This is a genomic window from Vibrio mimicus CAIM 602, assembly GCF_000338875.1.
GTDB classification, from domain to species: Bacteria; Pseudomonadota; Gammaproteobacteria; order Enterobacterales; family Vibrionaceae; genus Vibrio; species Vibrio mimicus.
Window position 1 is genome coordinate 1 of record NZ_AOMO01000013.1, and the last position, 19,747, is coordinate 19,747.

The following is a 19,747-nucleotide window of genomic DNA, read 5'->3' on the forward strand; positions in this document are numbered from 1 at the left end:
CGATGAATGCGACACTAGCTCAGTTGGTAGAGCGCAACCTTGCCAAGGTTGAGGTCACGAGTTCGAACCTCGTGTGTCGCTCCAAATTTGTAGTTGTCACCGTACTTAACGATGAAATGCGACACTAGCTCAGTTGGTAGAGCGCAACCTTGCCAAGGTTGAGGTCACGAGTTCGAACCTCGTGTGTCGCTCCAGTTTTATAGCCCTTATCGTGCTTAACGATAATACACGGACGCGGGGTGGAGCAGCTTGGTAGCTCGTCGGGCTCATAACCCGAAGGTCGTCGGTTCAAATCCGGCCCCCGCAACCAAATCTTTCGTAGATGCAGTAGCGTCACGACAAATGCGACACTAGCTCAGTTGGTAGAGCGCAACCTTGCCAAGGTTGAGGTCACGAGTTCGAACCTCGTGTGTCGCTCCAGTTTCTTGCATACCACAGAAAACTGAAGAAAAGTTTTATTGCGCCTAGTGATAATACACGGACGCGGGATGGAGCAGCTTGGTAGCTCGTCGGGCTCATAACCCGAAGGTCGTTGGTTCAAATCCRGCCCCCGCAACCAATTTTAAAGCTCTCACTGTGCTTAACAGTGACACAATACGGACGCGGGGTGGAGCAGCTTGGTAGCTCGTCGGGCTCATAACCCGAAGGTCGTCGGTTCAAATCCGGCCCCCGCAACCAGTTCTTTGATAAGAGAGACTGTGCTTAGGCGCAGATTTTTCTTTTTAAGACCGCTTAGCTTTTTGCTAACGCTCTTTCTATAATGCTGTGAAGCATCATCCCTTGTGAGTTATCTATTGAGCATAAGCTCAATCATATCGCTCTCATCTGCACTAATATTCTGCTTAAAAGCAACCGAATGCCTATCGGCTATAACCGGATTTTGCTTGCTTTTCCCATATCATTAACAGACTTATCCACAAATTTATTCTGTGGATAAAATGGTTGATAAACTCTGCATCTTAGTGTTTATTGTTGACTTCTTTAAGGATCTTTGCTTGCCTTGCCAGTAGGTTAATTCGACATGGTGTTACTAACTTATTGTTTTTAATGGGCTTTATTCTACTTGATATAAGGTCAACTCTGACTTTTAAGATCATTACCATCCAAAAACTTGATCCTAGTCATTTACCGAGGCTGTGATTAACTTTCTTTAGTGATAGAAAACAGCGTCTGATTAAAAATGTTGTCCACATAGCGCAAATTGGGATGGGCATCAAACAATCCTTTCTCTACTGATGCAAATTACGTTGCTTAGGCATCGCGCGGGAGTCCCTTTTCGATGATTCGAATTAACCGCTCGTGTTGACGTGGTGTGGGTGAACTTTTTGTTTGTTCTGCTAAAGCCCAGTGAATGTGTTCGTCAAGCAGTTCACTCAGCCCTAGATGCTGTTGTAGTGTGTCTACAATGCGCGGAGAATAAGGGGCATTCCCCATCGCAACGATTAAATTGCGCCGCCATTGCTGATGACCGATTCGGCGGATAGCAGAACCTTCCATGTGTTTTAGAAATGTTGCCTCATCCCACTCAAATAGTGCGACTAAGTCAGCATTGGTTAGGCTTTGCCGACGATGAAAATCACTCTGCTGAGTTAAAGGTGCAAAACGATTCCAAGGGCAGACGAGTTGGCAATCATCACAACCGTAGATTCGGTTGCCCATTGCACTGCGAAACTCAACAGGAATGACACCAGAATATTCGATGGTGAGGTATGAGATACAGCGTCTCGCATCGACGACACCTTCTGCCACAATGGCGTTGGTTGGGCAGCTTGTTATACAAGCAGTGCACTTACCGCATTGATTTTCGCTAGGTTCATCAACCGGTAATGGAATATCCACCAGTAATTCACCAAGAAAGAACCAAGAGCCAGTCTCTTTATCTAAGATTAAAGAGTGTTTCCCCGTCCAACCTAGCCCTGCTTTCTGTGCTAATGGGCGCTCTAGAATAGGGCTGAGTCGACAAAAGGGCGATAACCGAGTTGCCCCACCTCTTGCTCGATCTTTTCTCCCAGTTTTTTGAGCTGGTTTCGAATAAGCTTATGGTAATCACGCCCTAAAGCGTAACGGCTGATATAAGCCTGGCTTGGATCACTTAAGTTGGAAGCAAACTGTGCTTGTGGTGGCAAATAGTTGATACGTGCACTGATGACACGCAGAGTGCCTGGCAGCAATTCAGCAGGACGAGCGCGCATCATGCCATGTCTTGCCATCCAATCCATCTCACCGTGGTAGCCCGCATCTAGCCAACTTTGCAAAGCCTGTTCATGTTCACTTAAGTCGACGTCACAGATCCCGACTTTTTCAAAGCCGAGTTCGATCGCCCATTGTTTGATCTTGTCTGCTAGTTGTTGGTAGTCCATCGGGGGGTACTCACGATAAGGGGCGAGGATCTTAGCGGATCTTCTTTCCTGCTTCTAGCCTTAATCCGGTTTAGATCTTGATTGATCCTAGATATTTTTCGCTTTGTTAACAGAACAGATCTTGTCTCTTAATTCAAACCCAGTTTACTATTCCAGTTCTTTTGATTTCTTTATAGTCAATAAAGACTTTGTCGAGAAAAGCGTAATGAACAGCAAGATTTTTTCCCTTAAAGATGAACAAGCCACGATTGAATTAGGCAGCGCGTTAGCCGCAATTTGTTCTCAACAAACAACGCTTTATCTGCATGGCGATCTTGGAGCGGGAAAAACCACATTTAGCCGCGGTTTTATTCGCGCATTAGGCCACAACGGCAATGTCAAAAGTCCCACCTATACTCTGGTTGAACCTTATCAGCTAGGTGAATGGCAGGTTTATCACTTTGATCTTTATCGTTTGGCCGATCCAGAAGAACTCGAATTCATGGGGATTCGTGATTACTTTTCTGCGGATGCGATTTGTTTGGTTGAATGGCCAGAAAAAGGGCATGGACTTTTGCCCCATGCTGATCTCGACATTGATTTGCGCTATGACGGTGAGCAGCGAATTGCCACGCTGACTGCCAATAATGATTATGGATGCGACCTTTTGAGTCAGTTGGAGTTATGTTGAACGTTAGCCGTTTTCGTTTTGTATTCTTACTCAGTGCATTAGTTCTATTAACACTGGCTCCCAAAACATGGGCCAATGTATTAGAAGGGGTTCGCGTTTGGCCATCTCCTGATGAAACACGAGTGGTTTTAGACGTCAAATCTGAGGTTGACTTTAGTTATTTCACGCTCAGTTCACCTGAGCGTTTGGTGATCGATCTAAAGCAGAGTTCTTCTCGCGCTAAGTTGCCAGTCAATGTCACTGAAAGTGGCATTTTATCTAAAATTCGCGCTTCGACTCCGCCGGAGAAAAGTACCTTTCGTCTTGTCTTCGAACTCAAACAAAAAACGACTCCAACCCTGTTCAAACTGGCGCCAACACCAGGTGGGCAATATGGGCATCGCCTAGTAGTAGATATGCCGCATGGCAAGGTAGCGGATACAAGTACTTCAAGTTCAAGCACATCAAGTTCTTCTTCTGCTCAAGTGAGTAAAGATGCTTCACAGTTGCTAGGCAATGACGACATTGTGGTTGCGATTGACGCAGGACATGGTGGTGAAGATCCGGGTTCAATCGGACCAACTCGTAAATTTGAAAAAGATGTTACCTTGAGTGTTTCGAAAAAACTCGCCGATCAAATTAATGCTGTGCCGGGTATGAAGGCGGTACTGACTCGCCGAGGCGACTATTTTGTTAACCTTAATAAGCGCACAGAAATCGCACGTAGTAGTAAAGCTCATTTGTTAGTTTCCGTGCATGCGGATGCCTTCCATACGCCTCAACCTCGTGGTGGCTCCGTGTTTGTGCTGAATACTCGTCGCGCTAATACAGAAATTGCGCGTTGGGTTGAAAACCATGAACAACAATCTGAATTGCTTGGCGGTGCAGGGGAAGTGCTTTCGAAAGCGAATAACGATCGCAACGTCAGCCAAACTTTGCTTGATCTGCAATTTAGCCATTCACAAAAAGAAGGGTATAAAGTCGCGTCCAATATTTTGCGTGAGATGGGCAAAGTTGCCCATTTGCATAAAGCAGAACCTGTTAATGCAAGCTTGGCGGTACTGAAATCGCCAGATATTCCGTCAGTGTTGGTCGAAACGGGCTTTATCTCGAATCCATCAGAAGAAAAATTGCTGTTTCAGCGCACTCATCAAGATAAGCTCGCCCATGCATTAGCGACGGCGATTGTGCAGTACTTTGAAGATAACCCTCCAGAAGGAACGTTATTTGCGAATCGAGGGAAAGCGCAGAAACATAAAGTTCAGCGCGGTGAGTCGGTCGGTTTGATTGCGAATCAGTATGGGGTGAGTGTTGATGCCCTAATGAAGGTCAACAAACTCAAATCATCTACACTCGCGATTGGGCAATTGCTGACAATTCCTGCTTCACAGGCACCGATCCCTGTTCCTGAGGTGACCAATCCAGTAGAAACTGAAACGGTTACTCATGTAGTCAAATCAGGCGACTTCCTTGGCAAGCTTGCGAGCACTTATAAAGTGTCAGTGGCGGCGATCAAAAAAGAAAATAACCTCAAATCCGATACTTTGGTGCTCGGACAGAAGCTGAAAATTACGGTGAGCTTAAAAGATAAGCCGCTGCGTAAACATAAGGTGCAGCGCGGTGAGCACCTTAGCAAAATCGCTGAACAATACAATGTCAGCATTGATAGCATCCGCCAAGCGAATCAGTTGCGTTCTGATCAACTGGCGGTGGGCCAGCAACTGATTATCCCGAATAAGTAACTGATTATGACGATTCGAATTCTACCCGCTCGCTTAGCCAACCAAATTGCTGCTGGTGAAGTAGTAGAAAGACCCGCTTCGGTGGTGAAAGAGCTGGTGGAAAACAGCTTAGATGCGGGTGCGACTCGGATCGACATTGATATCGAGAAAGGTGGCGCGAAGCTGATCCGCATTCGGGATAATGGCTCAGGCGTTGATAAAGATGAGCTGGGTCTGGCGTTGAGTCGTCACGCGACTTCTAAAATCCATACACTGGATGATCTGGAAGCGATCATGAGCCTCGGGTTTCGTGGTGAGGCACTGGCGAGTATCAGCTCGGTTTCTCGTTTAACCCTCACTTCCCGCACTGTGACTCAAGAAGAAGCATGGTCGGCATACAGTGAGGGTCGTGATATGGCTGTGAAGTTACAGCCTGCCGCGCATCCAGTGGGGACGACGGTTGAAGTGCTGGATCTGTTCTTCAATACACCAGCACGTCGTAAATTTCTGCGTACCGAGAAAACCGAATTCACTCATATCGATGAGCTGCTCAAGCGTATTGCGCTCAGCCGCTTTGATGTCAGTTTTACTCTGCGCCATAACGGCAAAATGGTGCGTCAGTATCGAGCCGCGAGCACTTTGCCTCAGCAAGAGAAACGTTTAGCCGCGGTGTGCGGTAACCCATTTGTGCAGCATATGCTGCGAATTGAGTTAGAACATCAAGGCCTCAAACTGCATGGCTGGATAACAACGCCTGAAGGTGCACGTCAGCAAAGCGATCTGCAATACTGTTATGTGAATGGCCGGATGATGAGAGATAAGCTCATCAATCATGCGATTCGCCAAAGCTACGAAACCAGCTTACGAGCTGATCAGTTTGCCACCTATGTTTTGTTTATTGAACTCGATCCTCATCAAGTCGATGTCAACGTACATCCAGCTAAGCATGAGGTGCGTTTCCATCAAGCCCGCCTCGTTCACGATTTCATTTATCAAGCTTTAAGCAGTGCGTTGGTACAAAGCGCACAAGTGATTGCTCCTTCGATCAATGATGGTGCTTTCCATTTACCTAATGTGGAAGAGGATGCCGAGGCTAGCGTAGCTGAACCAGTGACGACAGAAGCTTCGGTGCAAAAAAGAGTGTGGCAAGCGGCACAAGATACCCCCGCTTATCCGCGTAAAGCGCCTCGTGATGAAGAAGAGAGTGAGAGCGAACATTACCAGCTTAGAGAGCGAGCGGTAACGAATCCATGGGTCACTTCACCAAAAACGGCGGGTTCGAACAGGGAAAAATACGGCTCAGTATCAGTGAGTAAAAAAGAGGCTGTGGCCTATCAAACCCTGATGCAAACGCCAGATTTGCCTGATGAGGAGCCAAACTCTTCACCAGTTAGCACTTCATCTCTCCAAACGACAAAGACGGAAATTGTCATTGAAAAGCTTGGTAAAGCGATTCAGGTAGTCGAAGGGGAGTATTTGCTGATGAGCAGCTCACAAGGCTGTGTGCTCATCTCGCTACACCAAGCTCAAGTAGTTAAATTACGTGGATTACTTAATGCACAGCATGGCGCACTTAAAGCGCAGCCACTCTTAGTGCCTTTATCGCTGAAACTGAGCGAGAGTGAATGGCAAGTCGCGCAAACCCATTTAGACTCGCTACTCCAACTTGGGATTGAACTCAAAACACGCGCTAATCACAGCATTATAGTGATGGCTGTGCCTCAACCGCTGCGTCAGCAAAATTTACAGCAATTACTGCCGGATCTGTTATCTTACGCGGCGGTGACAGCTGAGCCTTTGAGCCATCAAGTGCTTGCGGATTGGCTGACCCAACGGATTGTCGTAGAAAAAAGAGACTACACTTTAGCCGAGGCGATCGGTTTGATCGCAGAGCTGGAACAGTTATGGCAAGGTCGCTTGCCTTTGCATGATCCTCATTTTATTACCTTGGTGGACTTTTCCACCTCAATTACAGCATTACACTCATGACTCAAAAGTTACCTCTCGCCCTGTTTTTAATGGGCCCAACGGCTTCTGGCAAAACGGATTTAGCCATTCGCTTACGTCAGAAATACCCGGTGGAGATCATCAGCGTCGATTCGGCTCTGATTTATCGGGGGATGGACATCGGTACCGCTAAGCCCGATGCCCAAGAGTTAGCACTCGCACCACACCGTTTGATTGATATCCTTGATCCGAGTGAAGCTTATTCGGCCGCCGATTTTCGTCGTGACGCCCTCAAAGAGATGGCTGAGATCGTAGCGCAGGGCAAAATTCCGCTGTTGGTGGGTGGCACTATGCTCTATTACAAAGCCTTGCTCGAGGGTTTATCGCCACTGCCGGCGGCTGATCCAGAAATTCGCCAACAGATAGAGCAAGAGGCTTTAACGCTAGGCTGGCAGGCGTTGCACGATCAATTGCAACAAATTGATCCTGTCTCGGCACAGCGAATTCATCCCAATGATCCACAAAGATTGTCACGGGCATTGGAAGTTTATCGAATTTCAGGTAAAACTCTTACTGAACTGACGCAAACCAAAGGGGAAGCAATTCCTTATCGGGTGCTGCAGTTTGCAATTGCTCCCAAGGAAAGGGCAGAACTCCATCGTCGTATTGAACTTCGCTTTGAGAAGATGGTCGAATCAGGGTTTGAAGAAGAGGTCAAAGCATTGTATGCCAGAGACGATCTTCATCCGGATCTTCCCTCTATCCGTTGTGTGGGCTATCGTCAGATGTGGGATTATTTAGACGGTAATGGAACTTTAGATGAGGCGATTTATCGCGGCATCTGTGCCACCCGTCAATTGGCCAAGCGACAGATCACCTGGTTACGCAGCTGGGATGATTTAACTTGGTTAGATAGCGAAAACATTGAGCAAGCCGTTGAAACACTCTCAAATGCGATAGCGTCCAACGAAATAAGCTGTGTATAATGTGATCGCTTTTGCGTGATGTACCCCGGAAAGGATCCGCTATTGGTACTCTGTTGAGCATCGGTAGCAACGGGGATTTGATTCGTTTAGCTCAGATGCAAGGCTGCATATAACTCTGCTGCACCGCTAGCTAAATAATTACTAGAAAAGACAAAATAAGGAAAAATAAAATGGCTAAGGGGCAATCTCTACAAGACCCATTTCTGAATGCACTACGTCGTGAACGTATTCCAGTTTCTATCTACCTTGTTAACGGCATCAAGCTGCAAGGCCAGATCGAATCGTTTGATCAATTTGTGATCCTGCTGAAGAACACAGTAAACCAAATGGTTTACAAGCACGCGATCTCTACTGTGGTTCCTGCTCGTCCAGTTAGCCACCATAGCGGTGATCGCCCAGCATCAGATCGTCCAGCAGAGAAAACTGAAGAGTAATTCTTTGCACAATAATTTAAGGAGTTGATCGCTTGTTTGACCGTTATGAAGCCGGTGAGCGAGCCGTACTTGTTCATGTCAACTTCACGCAACAGGGTGAGTGGGAAGATCTGAGCGAATGTAAAATGCTCGTTTCTTCCGCCGGGGTGACAACACTGCAAGTGGTAACTGGCAGTCGTCAAACCCCTCACCCTAAATATTTTGTTGGTGAGGGCAAAGCCCAAGAAATCGCCGAAGCTGTCCAGTTAAATGGAGCTAACGTGGTGATTTTTAACCACGCTCTTTCTCCTGCCCAAGAACGTAACCTCGAAAGACTGTGCCAATGCCGTGTGATTGATCGCACAGGTCTTATCCTTGATATCTTTGCTCAACGTGCCCGTACCCATGAAGGTAAGCTACAAGTCGAATTGGCTCAGCTACGCCATATCTCGACACGCTTGATCCGTGGTTGGACGCACTTGGAAAGACAAAAAGGTGGTATCGGTCTGCGTGGACCAGGGGAAACCCAGCTTGAAACTGACCGACGTTTATTGCGTGAACGTATCAAAGCGATTTTGCGCCGCTTAGAAAAAGTGGCTAAACAACGTGAACAAGGGCGTCGAGCTCGCAACCGTGCTGAAATTCCAACCATCTCGTTGGTAGGATATACCAACGCAGGGAAATCCACCCTGTTTAACCGCATCACCGAAGCGGGGGTTTATGCGGCGGATCAGCTGTTTGCAACACTCGATCCTACCTTACGCAAAATCGATCTGGTGGATGTGGGGCCGGCCGTTTTAGCCGACACAGTAGGTTTTATTCGTCATCTTCCGCATGATCTTGTTGCGGCTTTTAAAGCAACGTTACAAGAGACACAAGAAGCTGACATTTTGTTACATGTTGTTGATGCCAGTGATGATCGCTTTCGTGAGAATATTCAAGCAGTAGAGACTGTGTTGCAAGAGATCGATGCCCATGAAGTCCCAACCCTGTTGGTGATGAATAAGATCGATAGTCTTGAAGAGCAAGCTCCGCGTATTGAGAGGGATGATGAAGGTATCCCGAGAGTAGTCTGGATCTCTGCCATGCAGGGTTCTGGCATTGAGCTACTCTTTCAAGCATTAAGCGAACGTTTGGCGAGCCAAGTGGTGGAACACCATTTACGTATTCCTCCACGACATCAAGGACGTATCCGAAGCACATTTTTCCAGATGAAATGTATCCAGCAGGAAGAATATGATCCGGAAGGCAATTTACTGATCACTGTTCGAATGCAGCAGGTCGATTGGGCTAGACTAGAAAAACGAGAGCAAGCAGATTTATGTGACTTTATAGTTACTTAAAGGACTGCTAGAGTATAACGTCATATCAAATGATGGAGTTTTCTAATGGCGTGGAATGAGCCTGGTAATAATAACGGCAACAATGGCCGCGATAATGACCCATGGGGGAACAACAATCGCGGTGGCAAAGGTGGCCGAGATCAAGGTCCACCAGATTTAGACGAAGTGTTTAATAAACTGAGTCAGAAGCTGGGTGGTAAATTTGGCAACAAAGGCGGAAAAGGTCCTTCGTTGGCAGGTGGCGGTGCCATCGGTTTTGGTGTGATTGCAGCAATCGCTGCCGCGGTGTGGTTCTTTACTGGCTTCTACACCATTGGTGAAGCCGAGCGTGGTGTTGTGCTGCGCCTTGGTAAATATGATCGCATTGTTGATCCTGGTTTGAACTGGCGTCCACGCTTTATTGATGAAGTGACTCCAGTTAACGTACAAGCGATTCGTTCGTTGCGCGCATCAGGTTTGATGTTGACCAAAGATGAAAACGTAGTAACGGTATCGATGGATGTGCAATACCGTATTTCCGATCCATATAAGTACCTTTATCAAGTCACTAATGCGGATGACAGTTTGCGCCAAGCGACTGATTCTGCTCTGCGTGCGGTAATCGGTGACTCATTGATGGATAGCATCTTAACTAGCGGTCGTCAGCAAATTCGTCAAAGCACTCAACAAACACTGAATCAAATCATCGATAGCTATGATATGGGCTTGATGATCGTTGACGTGAACTTCCAATCGGCTCGTCCGCCTGAGCAAGTGAAAGACGCATTTGACGATGCAATTGCTGCTCGTGAGGATGAAGAGCGTTTCATTCGTGAAGCGGAAGCTTACAAGAACGAAATTTTGCCGAAAGCGACAGGTCGTGCTGAGCGTTTGAAGAAAGAAGCTCAAGGTTACAACGAGCGTACGATCAACGAAGCTCTTGGTCAGGTTGCTCAGTTTGAAAAGCTGTTACCTGAATATCAAGCTGCACCGAAAGTCACTCGTGATCGTCTCTATTTGGATGCGATGGAAGAGGTGTATAGCAATACCTCGAAAGTTCTAATTGATTCTGAGTCGAGCGGTAACCTGTTGTATTTGCCGATCGATAAGCTAGCGGGTCAAGACAGTAAAAAAGCCGAGTCTCGTCCAAGCAAATCTTCATCGTCGTATGATCAGATTGAGCTTGAATCACAAACGACAGAATCGAATACCGACACTCAGTCGCGTAGTACCACACGTCAAGGGAGATACTAAGAATGCGTAAGTTATTAATCCCTGGTGTAGTTCTGATCATCGCAGCTTTGTTGATGTCGATGTTTGTTATCCCTGAGGGTGAGCGCGGTATAGTGATCCGCTTTGGCCGAGTGTTGAAAGACAACGATGTCTCAAAGATTTATGAACCGGGCTTGCATTTCAAAATGCCATTGTTTGATCGCGTAAAAACATTAGATGCACGAATTCAAACTATGGACGGCCGTTCGGATCGTTTCGTAACGTCAGAGAAAAAAGACGTGATTATCGATTCGTACGTGAAATGGCGTATCGAAGATTTCGGTCAATATTACTTGGCAACAGGTGGTGGTAATGCTTTAACGGCAGAAGCTCTACTTGAGCGTAAAGTTACAGACGTGCTGCGTTCTGAAATTGGTTCACGTGAGATCAAGCAGATTGTTTCTGGTCCTCGTAGTGGCGCTATTGTGCCAGAAAACACGGATTCTCCTGAACTGGCAACTGAGGCTGCAAAAGAAGCGCTTGAGATTGATGGTCAGCGTGATCAAATCATGTCTGAGGTGCTGAACGATACTCGTACCAGTGCGATGAAGGACCTAGGTGTTTACATCGTCGACTTCAGAATGAAGAAGATCAACTTACCTGATGAAATCAGTGAGTCTATCTATCGTCGTATGCGTGCTGAGCGTGAGTCAGTGGCTCGTAAGCACCGTTCACAAGGCCGTGAGAAAGCAGAAGTCATTCGTGCACAAGCTGAGCTTGAAGTAGCGACTATCCTTGCTGAAGCAGACAAAACCGCACGTGTTACGCGTGGTACGGCAGATGCAGAAGCCGCTAAAATTTACTCAGATGCATACAAGAAAGACCCTGAGTTCTTTAGCTTCCTGCGTTCACTGCGTGCTTATGAGAAATCATTTAACAGCAAGAACGATATTCTGGTTTTGGATCCGAAAAGTGAGTTCTTCCAATACATGAATAATGCGAAAGGCGCTGCAGCCAAGTAAGCACAATGCAACATTTCTAAAGGCTCCGTAAGGAGCCTTTGTTATTTGGAGTAAATATGTCGCACACACTGTGGGTCGCACTAGGTTTAGTGTTGATTGTTGAAGGATTAGGGCCATTATTAGCGCCACGAGGCTGGCGTCAGATGGTGTCGCAACTCAGTCAGCAACCGGATAATCAATTACGTCGTATTGGTGGTTGTTTGGTTGTGGCTGGAGCGGTGATCGCCTACGTATTTGCTGGATAAACCCAGAGCTGAAGATGTAGGCGAACAGATATTACGTACCAGTATTATTGATTAATAGTGCGGTGGTGGTGTTTCATGAGCTTGATCGGCAAGGTTTGATGAGTCTATATTTCTGACTTTGCCGACAACATATTTCATCTGATCCTGCATTTTAGAGATCAGTAATTGCTGCTGAGTCAGAGAATCATTCAGGGTTTCGATCGTCTGCTCTTGAAAAGCCAATTTGCACTCTAAATCTTCAATGCGCTCTTGAAGTTGGGTTAGCGATATCTCTTGCATTTGTCAGTTCTCCACACGCCAAGCTTGAGCTATACCCGCCGAACTGCCCGCTACGGCACGTTGTTGGGCATCAAAAGTCGCATCATACACGACAGCTTGCGCGGGTCCGCCATCTTTTTTGGTTGCTGACTCAAAGCTGGCGATTTTCTTTCCATCTTGGCTATCCCATATTTCAACTAACCCTGATGGTGTGCCTGTTATCAATCTTTTCCCATCATCAGAGAGGCGAGCTGTAGAAAAAATCAGTTGGCGTCTAAAGCTTCGTAGCTGAATCGGCTGGCTTTGTGACGTTAAATCCCAAATCAGGCTTGATTACCTCCATCTGAAGTAAACGCCATTTTGCCATCTCTTTGTAAAGTAACTCGATTAACTCGTTGTTCATGTTCAAATTGGTGGATAATTTGCCCGGTTTTGGTATCCCAAAGGTAAGCGTGATAATCATTACCCCCCGTTAAGGCATAGCGTCCATTAGCTGAAATCGCCACTGAATTCACTTTTTCTTGATGAGCAAGGAACTCCATGCGTCGCCCACTGACTAAGTCCACGTAAATGGCTTTACCATTGGTCAGTCCAAGTAGTGCTTGTTCACCATCACTCGACACGTCTACGTCACGGATCAAACCATCGGTAATGGACCAAAGACCTTTAGCTTGGGTCCAAGCAAGATCCCAAACCGCGAAGTTGTTTTGGCTTGCGGTAATGGCATAGCGTCCATTGTCCGCAATACGGATAACGGAAACAGGGTTGGCTTGCGGATCTTGTGCACCTAAATAGGAAAGCTTTTTATTTTCCTGTAGATCCCACAGCACTAACTGCTGTTGTTTGGAATAAATGAGTGCGAAGCGGCCATCTCGGCTTAAACCAAAGGCGGTTGAACCTTCTGGAGCTAAGTCCCATTGTTGCTCCGCTTGGTTTACAAAAAAACAACCGCTTAACATTAAGATGACAAGCAAGTAGCAGAGTGAGTGATAAATTCTTCGCATCAAGTCGAATTATCCGTTTGTTGTGTAAAGACAATCATGAAACATACCGCTATATTGGTACAACTCTTTGTTGTGCACCAGTAGGTTGCTGGTTTTTGTGCACAACACCAAAAGGAATACCTCACAATTGGAGAACCCGATGAAATCACTTTTTAAAGTGTCACTGCTGGCTGCGACGGTTATGCTCGCAGTTGGTTGTCAGAAAGAAGAAGCACCAAAAACAGAAACCACGCCTGCTGCACAAACTGCAACGGCAAAAACCGTGGAATTCAAATCTGAAGACGATAAAGCCGCGTACGCGATTGGTGTGTCGTTTGCTAACTACCTTAAGACCAGCATTGAAAAGCCAAGTGAAATTGGTATTGACCTCAACAAAGATCTTGTGCTGAAAGGAATTGAGCATGTGTTCGCTGGCAACCCAGAAATGAGCGAAGAAGAGACACGTGCTGCGCTTGAAGCTCTGGATAAGCGCGTAGCTGAAACCATGCAAGCGAAAGCAACTGAAAAAGCAGCAGAAAACAAGAAGAAAGGTGATGAGTTCAGAGCTCAATTCGAGAAAGAGCAAGGTGTAGTGAAGACCCAATCTGGTCTGCTATACCAAGTTATGACTCCAGCTGAAGGCGACAAGCCAAAAGATACTGATACAGTACAAGTTCACTATAAAGGGACTTTGACTGATGGTACTCAATTCGATAGCTCTTATGAGCGTGGCGAGCCTGCGACTTTCCCATTGAACCGTGTGATCCCAGGATGGACAGAAGGCGTACAATTGATGCCAGTAGGTTCAAAATTCAAGTTGGTTATCCCGCCTGAATTGGCTTACGGCGAGCAAGATACCCCAACAATTCCAGCTAACTCAACGCTAGTGTTTGAAGTTGAACTGCTGAAAATTGAAAATGGCAAAGACGCTACACAGTAAATAGTGAGTTCTGCATCTGCTCTTTAAGGGTAGTTGAAGAAGAGAATGAAGGCCTGACGTTGTTCAGGCCTTTTTGTGTTCTTCGCTTTCTGCTAATTCGAATGGGGTTGTTGATCATTGGCCGTAGAATAGGCTGTAACTCCAAGCTGTTTATAGATAATGCAATAAGAATTTGTCCTAAATCACTTGTTGGTAATATTGCAGAATCGTGGTTTAAAATTTTCTGATAAACTTACAGCAATTTGTTGATTTTTCATTCTAAGGTTTAAGCACAGTGACTATGACAGAAACCATGAATGTCGATTTACTGCTGGAGATGGAATCGGTGCACGTTAAGCCGTTTACGGAGCACGATAAAGTGATTCTTCGCTCCTATGAGGCAGTCGTCGATGGCATTGCTAGCCTGATTGGCCCATTTTGTGAAATCGTTTTACACTCGCTCGAAGATTTGAATACTTCTGCGATAAAAATTGCCAATGGTGAAAACACGGGTCGTCAGGTGGGGTCTCCGATTACGGATATGGCGCTGAAAATGCTGCGCGATATTGAAGGATCTGAGCGCAATTTCTCTCGTTCCTATTTCACACGTGCCAAAGGTGGCGTACTGATGAAGTCGATCACTGTGGCGATCCGTAATGGTGAAAACCGAGTGATTGGCCTACTGTGTATCAACGTCAACCTAGATGCTCCATTTTCACAAGTGCTCAAATCTTTTATGCCAACCCAAGAAGCGCAAGAAGCGGCCTCTTCGGTGAACTTTGCGAGTGATGTCGAAGAGCTGGTGGACCAAACGGTTGAGCGAACGATCGAAGAAATCAATGGCGATAAATCCGTTTCGAACAATACGAAAAATCGTCAGATCGTAATGGCATTGTTTGATAAAGGGATCTTCGATATTAAAGATGCGATCAACCGCGTGGCTGATCGTTTGAATATTTCTAAACACACGGTTTATCTCTACATTCGTCAGCGCAAAACTGAGGATGATGAGAAGTGAAATCTCTCACTTACACCCTCGTTGTCAATGGACCGCAATACGGTACACAATCCGCTCGTAGCGCTTATCTGTTTGCCAAAGCACTCATTGCTAAAGGACACATTTTGAAAAGCGTGTTCTTTTATCAAGATGGAGTACTTAATGGTTCGGCAACTCATGTGCCAGCGAATGACGAATTCGACTTACTGCAAGGTTGGCAGACTCTCGCACAAGCACATAACGTGCAACTTGAAACCTGTGTGGCAGCTGCTTTGCGCCGTGGTGTGGTGAGTGAGCAGGAAGCTCTGCAACATGGTTTAAGTAGTCACAATCTCGCGACACATTTTACCCAAGCGGGATTAGGTAGCTTGGCGCAAGCTTTATTAGAACAAGATAGGGTGGTGCAGTTTTGAATAAAGTCGCATGGGTATTCCATACTCCACCTCACGGAACTACCGCTGGTCGAGAAGGGTTAGACGCTATCCTTGCCACCTCAGCTTACAGTGACGAACAAGCACTGTTCTTCGTCGGAGACGGTGTGTTGCAGTTAGTCAAAAACCAGCAACCGGAATCTATTCTAAGCCGCGACTACATTGCCGCATTTAAGTTATTGGATCTTTACGATGTTGAAGCGCGCTATGTCTGCCAAGAGAGTTTGCAGCGTTGGGGGTTGAGTGAACAAGATCTGCTGATAGATGTAGAAGTCTTGGAATTACAAGAACTAGCGCATTTACTGCGTAGTTACGATCAATTGCTAACTTTTTAAGGATCTCACATGCTGCATATCGTCAAGCACCTTGAAAAATTGCCCTTAGTCGTTGCGTATTTGCTGCCGGGTGATGCCGTATTGCTAACTGAAAATGCTGTATACGCTGCTGCAGTTCAATCGACTTATCGAATGAGTATGAATGATCAGATCGAGTGGTCGGTACTGCAGGAGGATCTGCAAGCGCGTGGTTGGCTGAAAAACGTTGATCCCCGTATTCATATTGTGAGCATGAACGATTTTGTTGATTTGACCATAAATCATGATAAATCAATCACATGGTAGAAGTTCTTTTTCTGAAAAATATCGGCTAAATAGAGCTACAGCTGGATCAGGAAAAAAGATCTGTATATTTCTTGACACACCTCCCACTGCTGCATAGAATTTTGCGTCCCTATTTGTGCAATCTGTTTGCATGAAGAGGGGTAGATTTTTCACAAGCTTACTTTAAGTAAATCAGGAGCTAGTTAATGGCAACTATTAACCAGTTGGTTCGTAAGCCACGTGCTAAGCAAGTTGTTAAAAGCAACGTGCCAGCACTAGCTGCGTGCCCACAAAAGCGTGGTGTATGTACTCGTGTTTACACTACTACACCTAAAAAACCTAACTCAGCACTTCGTAAAGTATGTCGTGTACGTCTAACTAACGGTTTTGAAGTTACTTCATACATCGGTGGTGAAGGTCACAACCTACAAGAGCACAGTGTTGTACTGATCCGTGGTGGTCGTGTTAAAGACCTTCCAGGTGTTCGCTACCACACTGTTCGCGGCGCACTTGACTGTGCTGGCGTGAACGACCGTAAACAAGCTCGTTCTAAGTACGGTGTGAAGCGTCCTAAGTCTTAATGGAATCCGTTAAGTAAGGCCAAACACTAAATTAATTTGAATTTTTTGAAAAAACTGAAAAGTTTTGGAAAAAACCTGAAGAAGACAACGGAGAATATTCCATGCCACGTCGTCGCGTCATTGGTCAGCGTAAGATCCTTCCAGATCCAAAGTTCAAATCTGAACTGCTGGCAAAATTCGTTAACATCCTTATGGTTGACGGTAAAAAATCTACTGCAGAGAAAATCGTTTACACTGCACTAGACACTATGGCTGAGAAGTCTGGTAAAGACCACTTAGCTGTTTTTGAAGAAGCTCTTGAAAACGTTCGCCCAGCGGTAGAAGTTAAATCTCGCCGTGTAGGTGGTTCAACTTACCAAGTGCCAGTTGAAGTACGTCCAGTACGTCGTAATGCTCTGGCAATGCGTTGGTTGGTTGAAGCTGCGCGTAAGCGTGGTGAAAAATCTATGGCTGCTCGTCTGGCTGCTGAAATGCTGGATGCGGCTGAAAACAAAGGTTCTGCTGTTAAGAAACGTGAAGACGTTCACCGTATGGCAGAAGCGAACAAAGCGTTTGCTCATTACCGCTGGTAATACCTTCTGTGCTGCGAGGTTCTCTCGCAGCACATTTCTATTTTCTAAGGTTGACCTTAGTAAGAGGATACAATCGTGGCTCGTAAAACTCCTATTGAGCGCTACCGTAACATCGGTATCTGTGCTCACGTAGATGCAGGAAAAACAACCACTACTGAGCGTATTCTGTTCTACACTGGCCTCTCTCACAAAATTGGCGAAGTTCACGACGGTGCTGCGACTATGGACTGGATGGTCCAAGAGCAAGAGCGCGGTATTACCATTACCTCTGCTGCTACCACCACCTTCTGGCGTGGTATGGAAGCGCAATTCCAAGAACATCGCATCAACATCATTGATACCCCTGGACACGTTGACTTTACGGTTGAAGTAGAGCGTTCACTTCGTGTGCTTGATGGTGCAGTGGTCGTATTCTGTGGCACATCAGGTGTTGAACCTCAGTCTGAAACTGTTTGGCGCCAAGCTGACAAATACGGCGTTCCACGCATGGTATTCGTTAACAAAATGGACCGTGCAGGTGCAGATTTCTTACGCGTAGTAGGCCAAATTAAACATCGTCTTGGTGCGAACCCAGTTCCAATCCAACTGAACATTGGTGCAGAAGAAGGGTTCAGAGGTGTCATCGACCTTATCAAGATGAAAGCCATCAACTGGAATGAAGCCGATCAAGGCATGAGCTTCACTTACGAAGAGATTCCTGCGGATATGCTTGAACTTGCCCAAGAGTGGCGTAACCACCTTGTGGAAGCAGCAGCCGAAGCCAGTGAAGAGTTGATGGAAAAATACCTTGAAGATGGTGAACTCAGCGAAGTAGAGATCAAACAAGCTCTGCGTCAGCGCACTATCAATAACGAAATTGTTCTCGCAGCTTGTGGTAGTGCGTTTAAGAACAAAGGCGTACAAGCAGTATTGGATGCAGTGATTGAATATCTGCCATCTCCAACTGATGTGCCCGCAATCAAAGGTATTGATGATCGAGAAAACGATGTTGAGCGTCATGCTGACGACAACGAACCGTTTTCTTCACTCGCGTTTAAGATTGCTACCGACCCATTTGTTGGCACACTGACCTTTATTCGCGTCTACTCTGGAGTGGTTAACTCGGGTGATGCAGTTTATAACTCAGTGAAGCAAAAGAAAGAGCGCTTTGGCCGTATCGTACAGATGCATGCTAACAAGCGTGATGAAATCAAAGAGATTCGTGCGGGCGACATCGCAGCGGCTATCGGCCTGAAAGATGTCACCACGGGCGATACTTTATGTGATCCGAATCATGTTGTGATTCTGGAGCGTATGGAGTTCCCTGAACCAGTAATTCAGATCGCAGTAGAGCCTCGCTCTAAGGCCGATCAGGAAAAAATGGGTATTGCTCTAGGTAAACTAGCGGCAGAAGACCCATCATTCCGCGTTGAGACTGACGCTGAAACGGGTCAAACACTGATTTCTGGTATGGGTGAGCTTCACCTAGATATTATCGTCGATCGCATGAAACGTGAGTTTGGTGTCGATTGTAACGTAGGTAAACCTCAGGTGGCTTACCGTGAAACCATTCGTGGTAAATCGGAAGTTGAAGGTAAGTTCGTTCGTCAGTCTGGTGGTCGTGGTCAATACGGTCACGTATGGCTGAAAATTGAACCTGCTGAACCTGGTCAAGGATTTGTCTTCGTTGACGCAATCGCGGGTGGTGTAATTCCAAAAGAATTTATCAACCCAGTTGCGAAAGGTATCGAGGAGCAAATGAACAACGGTGTGTTAGCGGGCTATCCAGTACTGGATGTCAAAGCTACCCTGTTCGATGGTTCATTCCACGATGTCGACTCCAGCGAAATGGCGTTTAAAATCGCTGGTTCTATGGCATTCAAGAAAGGTGCGCTTGAAGCACAGCCTGTTCTTCTTGAGCCGTTAATGAAAGTTGAAGTAACTACTCCAGAAGATTGGATGGGTGATGTTGTGGGTGACTTAAACCGTCGTCGCGGCATGATCGAAGGTATGGATGAAGGCCCTGCGGGACTGAAAATCATCCACGCTAAAGTGCCACTTTCTGAGATGTTTGGTTATGCAACTGACCTGCGTTCTGCTACACAAGGTCGTGCTTCTTACTCTATGGAGTTTGCTGAGTACGCCGATGTGCCGAAAAATATTGCCGATGCAATTATCGCAGAACGTGGTTAACCGTTGTTGGTTAATAACGAATCTATTGCGCTAACGTGAGTTGGCGCATAAAATAGCAATTTCTGGCGCGCCTTGGGTACAGCTTACCCAAAGCGAATCATAACTAGGAAGGAACACGATCGTGTCTAAAGAAAAATTTGAACGTACGAAACCGCACGTAAACGTTGGTACTATCGGCCACGTTGACCACGGTAAAACAACTCTAACCGCAGCTATCTGTACTGTACTTGCAAAAGTATACGGCGGTAAAGCTCGTGACTTCGCGTCAATCGACAACGCACCAGAAGAGCGTGAGCGTGGTATTACAATCAATACTTCTCACGTAGAGTACGATACTCCAAACCGTCACTACGGCACA

At 46.2% G+C, this 19,747-nt stretch carries 19 protein-coding genes, 6 tRNA genes and 2 pseudogenes; 24 read left to right on the top strand and 3 right to left on the bottom strand.

All coding sequences use genetic code 11. From position 1 onward, the window contains the following. Positions 1-8 precede the first annotated feature (8 nt). The 6 genes from D908_RS17980 (at position 9) to D908_RS17955 (ending at position 678) form a co-directional block, all read left to right on the top strand. Positions 9-84, top strand: a tRNA-Gly gene (locus D908_RS17980). A 34-nt stretch (positions 85-118) separates the two neighbouring features. Then, positions 119-194 (top strand) — tRNA-Gly (locus D908_RS17975). A 39-nt stretch (positions 195-233) separates the two neighbouring features. Further along, a tRNA-Met gene (locus D908_RS17970) sits at positions 234-310 on the top strand. A gap of 34 nt (positions 311-344) precedes the next feature. After that, positions 345-420: transfer RNA gene (locus D908_RS17965), tRNA-Gly, on the top strand. Between the two features lie 62 nt (positions 421-482). After that, positions 483-559 (top strand) — tRNA-Met (locus D908_RS17960). A gap of 42 nt (positions 560-601) precedes the next feature. Beyond that, positions 602-678: transfer RNA gene (locus tag D908_RS17955), tRNA-Met, on the top strand. Between the two features lie 573 nt (positions 679-1,251). Here D908_RS17955 and queG read toward each other — a convergent pair. Then, positions 1,252-2,360: pseudogene (gene queG / locus D908_RS0118760) on the bottom strand (tRNA epoxyqueuosine(34) reductase QueG). A 205-nt stretch (positions 2,361-2,565) separates the two neighbouring features. Here queG and tsaE point away from each other — a divergent pair. From tsaE to D908_RS17910, 9 genes are all read left to right on the top strand, one after another. Next, positions 2,566-3,030: a tRNA (adenosine(37)-N6)-threonylcarbamoyltransferase complex ATPase subunit type 1 TsaE gene (gene tsaE / locus D908_RS17950; protein WP_001085089.1), complete on the top strand. Its 465-nt coding sequence runs from the start codon at positions 2,566-2,568 to the stop codon at positions 3,028-3,030. After that, complete coding sequence (locus D908_RS17945) at positions 3,024-4,751, top strand: N-acetylmuramoyl-L-alanine amidase (protein ID WP_000935806.1); 1,728 nt, start codon at positions 3,024-3,026, stop codon at positions 4,749-4,751. The genes tsaE and D908_RS17945 overlap by 7 nt, the downstream gene beginning before the upstream one ends. A 6-nt stretch (positions 4,752-4,757) precedes the next feature. Then, positions 4,758-6,719 carry a DNA mismatch repair endonuclease MutL gene (mutL, locus tag D908_RS17940; protein WP_005522227.1) on the top strand — a complete coding sequence of 654 codons (1,962 nt, stop codon included), beginning with the start codon at positions 4,758-4,760 and terminating at the stop codon, positions 6,717-6,719. After that, positions 6,716-7,663, top strand: a complete 948-nt coding sequence (gene miaA / locus D908_RS17935; protein WP_000192305.1) for a tRNA (adenosine(37)-N6)-dimethylallyltransferase MiaA — start codon at positions 6,716-6,718, stop codon at positions 7,661-7,663. Before mutL ends, miaA begins: the two co-directional genes overlap by 4 nt. A gap of 170 nt (positions 7,664-7,833) precedes the next feature. Then, on the top strand, positions 7,834-8,097 hold the full coding sequence (hfq, locus tag D908_RS17930; protein ID WP_001051873.1) for an RNA chaperone Hfq: 264 nt from the start codon (positions 7,834-7,836) through the stop codon (positions 8,095-8,097). 32 nt (positions 8,098-8,129) lie between these two features. Then, positions 8,130-9,419 carry a ribosome rescue GTPase HflX gene (gene hflX / locus D908_RS17925; RefSeq protein ID WP_000460364.1) on the top strand — a complete coding sequence of 430 codons (1,290 nt, stop codon included), beginning with the start codon at positions 8,130-8,132 and terminating at the stop codon, positions 9,417-9,419. 45 nt (positions 9,420-9,464) lie between these two features. Continuing rightward, a complete protein-coding gene (gene hflK, locus D908_RS17920; RefSeq protein ID WP_000312456.1) occupies positions 9,465-10,652 on the top strand; it encodes an FtsH protease activity modulator HflK in 1,188 nt (395 codons plus the stop codon). Positions 10,653-10,654: 2 nt separating this feature from the next. Then, on the top strand, positions 10,655-11,632 hold the full coding sequence (gene hflC, locus D908_RS17915) for a protease modulator HflC (RefSeq protein WP_001228763.1): 978 nt from the start codon (positions 10,655-10,657) through the stop codon (positions 11,630-11,632). Between the two features lie 56 nt (positions 11,633-11,688). Beyond that, positions 11,689-11,877 (top strand): DUF2065 domain-containing protein, encoded by a 189-nt coding sequence (locus tag D908_RS17910; RefSeq protein WP_000019961.1) that lies wholly within the window; start codon positions 11,689-11,691, stop codon positions 11,875-11,877. Between the two features lie 51 nt (positions 11,878-11,928). Here the strand turns inward: D908_RS17910 and D908_RS17905 are convergent, their stop codons facing one another. Continuing rightward, a complete protein-coding gene (locus tag D908_RS17905) occupies positions 11,929-12,156 on the bottom strand; it encodes a SlyX family protein (protein WP_001156289.1) in 228 nt (75 codons plus the stop codon). Positions 12,157-12,159: 3 nt separating this feature from the next. Further along, a pseudogene (locus D908_RS0118765) lies at positions 12,160-13,094 on the bottom strand (WD40 repeat domain-containing protein). A 184-nt stretch (positions 13,095-13,278) separates the two neighbouring features. On the opposite strand from D908_RS0118765, the gene fkpA reads away from it, so the two are divergent. The 9 genes from fkpA to D908_RS17860 all read left to right on the top strand — a co-directional run. Next, positions 13,279-14,058 carry an FKBP-type peptidyl-prolyl cis-trans isomerase gene (gene fkpA / locus D908_RS17900; RefSeq protein ID WP_000838245.1) on the top strand — a complete coding sequence of 260 codons (780 nt, stop codon included), beginning with the start codon at positions 13,279-13,281 and terminating at the stop codon, positions 14,056-14,058. Between the two features lie 280 nt (positions 14,059-14,338). Next, positions 14,339-15,055 (top strand): helix-turn-helix transcriptional regulator, encoded by a 717-nt coding sequence (locus D908_RS17895; protein WP_000140991.1) that lies wholly within the window; start codon positions 14,339-14,341, stop codon positions 15,053-15,055. Further along, positions 15,052-15,447, top strand: a complete 396-nt coding sequence (gene tusD / locus D908_RS17890; protein WP_000839339.1) for a sulfurtransferase complex subunit TusD — start codon at positions 15,052-15,054, stop codon at positions 15,445-15,447. The genes D908_RS17895 and tusD overlap by 4 nt, the downstream gene beginning before the upstream one ends. After that, positions 15,444-15,800, top strand: coding sequence for a sulfurtransferase complex subunit TusC (tusC, locus tag D908_RS17885; protein ID WP_005522232.1), 357 nt, complete (start codon positions 15,444-15,446; stop codon positions 15,798-15,800). The genes tusD and tusC overlap by 4 nt, the downstream gene beginning before the upstream one ends. 9 nt (positions 15,801-15,809) lie before the next feature. Further along, on the top strand, positions 15,810-16,085 hold the full coding sequence (gene tusB, locus D908_RS17880) for a sulfurtransferase complex subunit TusB (protein WP_005522234.1): 276 nt from the start codon (positions 15,810-15,812) through the stop codon (positions 16,083-16,085). A gap of 185 nt (positions 16,086-16,270) precedes the next feature. Beyond that, positions 16,271-16,645: a 30S ribosomal protein S12 gene (rpsL, locus tag D908_RS17875; RefSeq protein ID WP_000201237.1), complete on the top strand. Its 375-nt coding sequence runs from the start codon at positions 16,271-16,273 to the stop codon at positions 16,643-16,645. A gap of 101 nt (positions 16,646-16,746) precedes the next feature. Continuing rightward, positions 16,747-17,217 (top strand): 30S ribosomal protein S7, encoded by a 471-nt coding sequence (rpsG, locus tag D908_RS17870; RefSeq protein WP_001138050.1) that lies wholly within the window; start codon positions 16,747-16,749, stop codon positions 17,215-17,217. Between the two features lie 75 nt (positions 17,218-17,292). Further along, on the top strand, positions 17,293-19,389 hold the full coding sequence (gene fusA / locus D908_RS17865) for an elongation factor G (RefSeq protein ID WP_000101810.1): 2,097 nt from the start codon (positions 17,293-17,295) through the stop codon (positions 19,387-19,389). Between the two features lie 121 nt (positions 19,390-19,510). Continuing rightward, positions 19,511-19,747: GTP-binding protein (locus tag D908_RS17860; RefSeq protein WP_005522237.1), on the top strand; the 237-nt coding region annotated here is incomplete at its 3' end.

Bases quoted from the DNA above. Each gene is read 5' to 3' on its own strand.
- hflK (WP_000312456.1), top strand. From the start codon at position 9,465: ATGGCGTGGAATGAGCCTGGTAATAATAACGGCAACAATGGCCGCGAT.
- hfq (WP_001051873.1), top strand. From the start codon at position 7,834: ATGGCTAAGGGGCAATCTCTACAAGACCCATTTCTGAATGCACTACGT.
- D908_RS17895 (WP_000140991.1), top strand. From the start codon at position 14,339: ATGACAGAAACCATGAATGTCGATTTACTGCTGGAGATGGAATCGGTG.
- rpsG (WP_001138050.1), top strand. From the start codon at position 16,747: ATGCCACGTCGTCGCGTCATTGGTCAGCGTAAGATCCTTCCAGATCCA.
- tsaE (WP_001085089.1), top strand. From the start codon at position 2,566: ATGAACAGCAAGATTTTTTCCCTTAAAGATGAACAAGCCACGATTGAA.
- fkpA (WP_000838245.1), top strand. From the start codon at position 13,279: ATGAAATCACTTTTTAAAGTGTCACTGCTGGCTGCGACGGTTATGCTC.
- D908_RS17905 (WP_001156289.1), bottom strand. From the start codon at position 12,156: ATGCAAGAGATATCGCTAACCCAACTTCAAGAGCGCATTGAAGATTTA.
- D908_RS17910 (WP_000019961.1), top strand. From the start codon at position 11,689: ATGTCGCACACACTGTGGGTCGCACTAGGTTTAGTGTTGATTGTTGAA.
- D908_RS17945 (WP_000935806.1), top strand. From the start codon at position 3,024: ATGTTGAACGTTAGCCGTTTTCGTTTTGTATTCTTACTCAGTGCATTA.
- rpsL (WP_000201237.1), top strand. From the start codon at position 16,271: ATGGCAACTATTAACCAGTTGGTTCGTAAGCCACGTGCTAAGCAAGTT.
- miaA (WP_000192305.1), top strand. From the start codon at position 6,716: ATGACTCAAAAGTTACCTCTCGCCCTGTTTTTAATGGGCCCAACGGCT.
- tusB (WP_005522234.1), top strand. From the start codon at position 15,810: ATGCTGCATATCGTCAAGCACCTTGAAAAATTGCCCTTAGTCGTTGCG.
- hflC (WP_001228763.1), top strand. From the start codon at position 10,655: ATGCGTAAGTTATTAATCCCTGGTGTAGTTCTGATCATCGCAGCTTTG.
- mutL (WP_005522227.1), top strand. From the start codon at position 4,758: ATGACGATTCGAATTCTACCCGCTCGCTTAGCCAACCAAATTGCTGCT.